The sequence below is a fragment of the candidate division KSB1 bacterium genome (assembly GCA_024655945.1).
GTDB lineage: Bacteria > Zhuqueibacterota > Zhuqueibacteria > JANLFK01 > Oleimicrobiaceae > Oleimicrobium.
Genome location: JANLFK010000021.1, coordinates 1 through 5,672 on the forward strand (window position 1 = coordinate 1; position 5,672 = coordinate 5,672).

The window sequence follows — 5,672 nt, forward strand, 5'->3', positions numbered from 1 at the left end:
CAGCTTGCGGCTCGCCACCTGGCTCCCCGCTACCAGCCGATAGAGGTACACCCCACTTGCCACCTGGCGGCCCGCAGCATCTGTCCCATCCCACCGGGCCAGGTGCACGCCAGGTTCCTGCACCCCCTCCACCAACCTCCGCACCTCCTCACCCATCAGGTTAAACACCGCCAGGGTCACATGGCACCGCTCCGGCAACTGGTAGCGGACCTCCGCACAGGGGTTGCAGGGGTTCGGATAGCTTTGCTCCAGGCAGAACACCCTCACCTGGCCGCCCTGGCCACCTACCTGCCCCTCCGGCTTCGGCAAAGCCTCCCTCCCAAAGGGGCTGCTGACGATGAACACCTCGCCCAGGGCAGCGCGCACCTTCTCCATCCCCTCTGGGAAGCCCACCGGCCGCACCGCCACTGCCACCTCCTTGCCCGCGTAGGGGGAGATGTCCACTGCCACCCGCGCCTCCTGCGAAAGGGCGCCCAGGGTGCTCCTGTGCAGCACCGCTACTGCCTGACCGCTGGCCTCATCAACCAGCTCTACCTGCACGGCCGGTGTACCGCTTGTCCAGTCAACCAGAGCCTCAAGTCCCTTGGCAGAGAGCTCCTGTTCCCACACCAGGCTGTCCACCTCGTGGGGCAAAACCAGCGGCTGGGTGGCAAGGTAGGCAAACACCTCCGGCACCGTCTCTTCCTCCCGAGCCCCTGCGCAGGAAACCAGCTCCAATGGGATACAGTCCCCCTTCCTGCTCCTGGCCTCCATCTCGCCGTACTGCAGCCAGGCCAGGAGGTCACCTTCCTTGTCACTGAGCAGCACCGCGCGGTGGTGGCGCAGCGGGCAGGCGAACACACGCACCTCGTCGTCTGCGTCGCCCGAAGCCAACAGAGCCTTGGCCTGTCCCCCGGGGGGAGGGAGGCTGCCGCTGAGGTAGATCCTGTACGGAGCTGCATTGCCGCCGGTGAACACAAATCTGGCCGAGTCCGTGCGGCCAGCCGAGAGGTTCGGGTGCTGCAAGTAAGTATCCGTCCATGCCTCCACCGACCACGACAGGCCGTTGGCCGTAAGCGCGCGGTAGACTGCTCCCCCTTCGTCATGCCAGACAATGGCGCGCCTTTCCTGGCTCAGCCCGGTAATGCAGGGTCGGTGGTAGCGCGTGCTGGTGGAGGCGGGCTCAAAGTACACATAAGGCTCCCAGCTGGTGGTCTTGCGCCGGTGCACAATCACGTACTTGTTGTTGGACTTCTTCTTGGCCTCCCAGGCCACATTCTGGCCAGAGTCGCTGTCCACCTCGACGGTGGAGCACGTGTTCCCCGTACAGCCGCTCGTGGAGGAGACATTCTCCGGGCTGCCCCAGGCGGTGGTGTAGCTGTTCAGGTACACCTGCGCGCCGTCGTCGTAGGTGAGGTAAACCGTGGCGGCTGGCGTGGTCGGCCCCATGGAGAGGCTGGGATTCTGGTGCGCAGAGCCGGTGGAGGGGATCCTGCCGGCGGCGCTCCATTGACTCGCCTCTCCGTCCCCATCGTTCGTCACGTAGCGAATGCCAGAGCTGTTCTTGGCACAGACTAACAGCCGATACCCACCGCCAGGTTTGGCCTTGTAGGTCACCACCGGCAGGGGGTCGGTTGTGCTCGTTAGGTTGGAAAGGTTGGTAATGGCGGCGGTGGACCAGCCGGATCCTAAGTTTCTGGCAAAATAGGTATCGTACTTGCCAGTGGTTGCCTTATACCGCTGCCAGACCACAAACTGCTTCGTGCTGGTGCCGGTGATGGAGGGGTAGTGATTGTTTCCGGTGCGGGGGCCGAGGCGCTTGTATGCACCCCATGAAGCCCCGCCATCAGTCGACTTCTGGTAATAGATTTCACCCTCGGTGTCGTAAACAAGATGGTAGGCCCCTCCAGAGTCACGGATCAGCTTGCGACCGTTGCTCAAGGCCGTCGCTATCGAGGTGTCGCCGCTCAGGTAGCTAGTCCTGAAATTGACCGTTATGGTATCCCCGTTGCTGGTGTAGTTTTCAACCGCGAAGTGACTCAGGGTGCTATCCCGCAACTTGAGGTTGGCCGGGGAGGAATAGTCAAAGATGACGCTATACGGATAAGGTCCGTCCGGGCGAAATATGTCAGTTGGCAAACTGGATGGGTCATTTATTGGAGTGTTATCCGCCTCGATAAGATCCACGGCCAAGTGGCTCGAAGGGTCGTTCCCGAGGATATCCCAGATCAGCAAACCGCCTTTTACCCCAGTCCCGCCATTGGCACCGGGAAGGTAGCGGTCAAAACCAGAACTGAATTGGCGGTTCTCAACCAAAATGGATTCCGTCCGGCCATCGGATCGAGTAAGACCGATCTTGTAGTAGTTCGGCGTGCCGTTATAAACCAACCTTGCGTTGACCACGTCACCCATTATGGTCTCTATCGAGACCCAATCATCCAGGCTGCGAAACCAGGGGTTAAGTGGCGCAGGACAGGCGCCAAATGAGGAACCATCTGGTCCGTTTTTTTGCCCATCGCCTAACAAACTCCAGCGGTTGGATGACACATGACCAAGGCACCGAAGATGGCTGAACTCATGAGCGTGAACACCAATGTGGGCAAGGGGTGCGTCTTTATATTCCCTATCGTACCCGTACTTCGTGTCGTATTTCCATCTCTCGAAAGCCATGTACCGGTCACCGCCTAGGTCGGCCCAGGCGCCAAGACCGTTACGCCTGTTGCCGGCATAGATGACACAGATTCTCCGCCTGGCATTGGTGGTGACGTTCTTCCCGTCCTCGCGGGCCAGCTCTATGGCGTGATTCGTCAACGGCAGAAATGACTCAGGTTCGCGCCCCAACCCGACATAGTATTCTTTTGTACGTTGCAGGTTATACCACACCGGCGGCTGGTCTACCGCTATCATATCGTTCAAGATTTCGACCACGGGTCGATAGGCGCCCTGGGACATGCTGTAAAAGTAGTCCCGCAGACTCCCAAATACTTTCTCTTTATCGGGTGACTCTCCCAGATAAGAACTGTCCGAAGCCAGTAAGTTGTAGAAGTCTTGCCAGGTGTAGGTCTTGTCAAAAGCCCACATCTTGGCACTGTCTGCCTTCCAAAAGCTATCGTGCTTTACGTCCGTGAATTCCACCAGGATGACCGCCAAAGTGTCTGGCCATTGCTGCCAAGTGGGCGACGACTGGATCGTGTCCTCCCACAACTGGTAGTCGCCCGCTCCGCTCCAATGACTGAAGGCCGCCGATATGGCGCTGAACGGCAAATATGGCCCTCGAAATGAAAGTGCCTTTCCTCATGGTAAGATCCTCCCGGAAAGCTAATGGCTTAAAGCAAACTTGCGTATCTGTGTTCCTACTGCAGTTGACAGCACACAGAAGTAGACTCCATTGCTCACCGGCGTACCATATCGATCCAGTCCGTCCCAGACAATTTCATGCAACCCTTGTGGTTGTTGTTGTTCAACAAGAGCAATTACCTCCCTGCCAGAAACATCATAGATTCGAAGGGAAATCCTCAGGGTCCGCACCAGACGATAGGAGATATGGACATCTTGATGAAAGGGGTTGGGGTAGACGGGGAATAGCCTGAAATCCTGGGGAGTTGATTCCCTTGTGCTGGGTTCCAGAACGTGTGTTACCTCTCCTAACTTCCCTGTCCTGCTGACCTGTTGCATCCAGATGCCGCGCGCCGGAACATTTTCCCCCCAGGCGAAAATGGCACCTCCACTGCCATCGGAAAGAACCACATCTAGGAAACTGAGCCTTTCGCATCTCCGATTCGAATACAACACTTCCCACAGCACCCTTCCTGCAGAATCTACCGCACAGGCATAGTGCTCTCCCTCCCAGTCAGAAGAAAATTGTCCCTTTAGTCCGAAACGATGGAACAGCACGCCATTTTGATCGGTCGGGACCATCACGTTTTGCGGCTGCCTGCTGGAACCCAGCCCGTTGAACCCAGGCACCGTCTTCTTGAACAGTATCCTACCGTCATTACTCATGTGCACTAGCACACTGGAAGTATCATCCCTTTCGAAGGCAAGGAACGCACCACCCGTCTGATCGACCTGTATCCCTATTCGGTTGTTCGGGCCGCAAAGGGAACCGCAACAATCTAGTACCACAGGTCGCTCTCCCCACATCTTATTGCCCTCTCGGTCGATCTTCTGACAACGGATGGTATCGGGCTTCCCAAATGGATTCCAATCCCACCAGAAAAGAATACACTCTCCATTCGCGCCGCCGGCATAGCGGGGGTAAACCCAATCAACCCCCGTGTTGATAGGTCGATCAATGACTACTGCCCCCTGCCTGTTAATGCGAATGAATCTGTCGCTATGCCAATTATCGCCTCTGGTTATAATATATGTGATGAGGCCACCCTCGCCATCAGGGTAAGTCAGAAAGCGCTCTACGCCGTAAATGGAGGGGCAGATCCGTTGTACGACAACACTGTTTTCCCATAAGAGCTGGCCATCTGGACTCACACGGTTTGCATACACAGTGGGCCCGGCAGGGTCGTAGGGATCAAACCACACAGCATAGACGCCGCCCACGCCGTCAGGAACAAGAGGATGAACACATTGCCCCCCCCTCCTTGGTACTATCGAGGGGGTAATCGCGAAGACTCAGCCCTTTGTCACCGAAAAGCAAATTGCCCTGGGCATCCAATCGCTGTATTATCGCCCGCCTGTTATACTTGGGCTCTGGCGGTTCCAGATAGCGTCCCACGATGTACATGGCATCAAAGCCAATATAGGCACCGCCTGCCCCATCAGAGACCACCACCGGGTTCCACTGTTCATCTCCTGCAGTGGACACCTTGATACCCCGCAGAGAACGATCCCACAAGATATTCCCATGTCTGTCCACCCGCTGGGCACGAAGGACAGGCTTCACGGTATAGGTCTCACTAACCACAATTGCGCCGCCAGCACCGTCGGATACAATATGTGGGCTCATGCAGTGACTACTCAGTACCTGAAGGTTTTGCGATGGGTCAGTTGACCATTGGGGATAACACTCCTGGTGACCATGCATTGTGACAAGCATAGTGCTTAACACGAAAAGAGCAGAGCGAGCAATACTTCTCAACATTTGAACTCTCCCCGAACAGATTGTCCTCAGTGTACGGTACGCGCGTCCCGCTCATCGCCATTCGCTGTTGGGTGCTGCCGCGAACTCCTGCAGGAATGGGGCATGGTGAGGCTACCCCGCTGACAAGGGCCAGCGACACCGTTGGCACGAAAGAGGGCCGAGGATCGGCGCCAGCTGTGAAGATGCTTATCCCCTTCTACGGGCGTGCCGTCCAGGGTGCTCACCGTGCCGCGCACTGCCACCAGTTGCCCCCCAGAGGGGGTGGCCAAAAAGGACAACAAGCCCAGGCCACAGAGAAGGCGCGTGCTCAGTGCGGGCAGACTGAGAGAGCCGCCTTTCAGGGCAGGCACCGAGCGCAGAGCAGGGTTGCGCAGGTTCACCCCATCCATGGGGGTACTCCTCGTGTGCTACTTCCAGCGGGGCCGTTCTACGGTCCAGCTGCAGAACGTTTTTCAGGCAGGCACTGCGCAGGCACAGTCGGGCAAGGAGACGCGCACCTTGGCGTTGGCCCCGGGGGACTACCGGGTGAGTGCCCGAATGTCTCATTTAAAGATAAAAAAAAGGGGCCGCTGTCAAGGACTTTTTTTTCGCGGGC

The 5,672-nt window shown here is 57.7% G+C and carries 4 protein-coding genes; all 4 read right to left on the minus strand.

The features are described 5' to 3' along the window. Positions 1–3,243 (minus strand): hypothetical protein (locus tag NUW13_16040; GenBank protein ID MCR4440519.1); only part of this gene is annotated, 3,243 nt, incomplete at its 3' end. Positions 3,244–3,297: 54 nt separating this feature from the next. Further along, on the minus strand, positions 3,298–3,981 hold the full coding sequence (locus NUW13_16045) for a T9SS type A sorting domain-containing protein (protein ID MCR4440520.1): 684 nt from the start codon (positions 3,979–3,981) through the stop codon (positions 3,298–3,300). Between the two features lie 559 nt (positions 3,982–4,540). Next, a complete protein-coding gene (locus tag NUW13_16050; GenBank protein MCR4440521.1) occupies positions 4,541–4,879 on the minus strand; it encodes a hypothetical protein in 339 nt (112 codons plus the stop codon). Between the two features lie 224 nt (positions 4,880–5,103). Further along, positions 5,104–5,466, minus strand: a complete 363-nt coding sequence (locus NUW13_16055; GenBank protein MCR4440522.1) for a hypothetical protein — start codon at positions 5,464–5,466, stop codon at positions 5,104–5,106. Positions 5,467–5,672: the final 206 nt, after the last annotated feature.

Coding starts and splice junctions, on each gene's coding strand:
- NUW13_16055 (MCR4440522.1), bottom strand. CDS start 5,466: ATGGATGGGGTGAACCTGCGCAACCCTGCTCTGCGCTCGGTGCCTGCC.
- NUW13_16045 (MCR4440520.1), bottom strand. CDS start 3,981: ATGAGTAATGACGGTAGGATACTGTTCAAGAAGACGGTGCCTGGGTTC.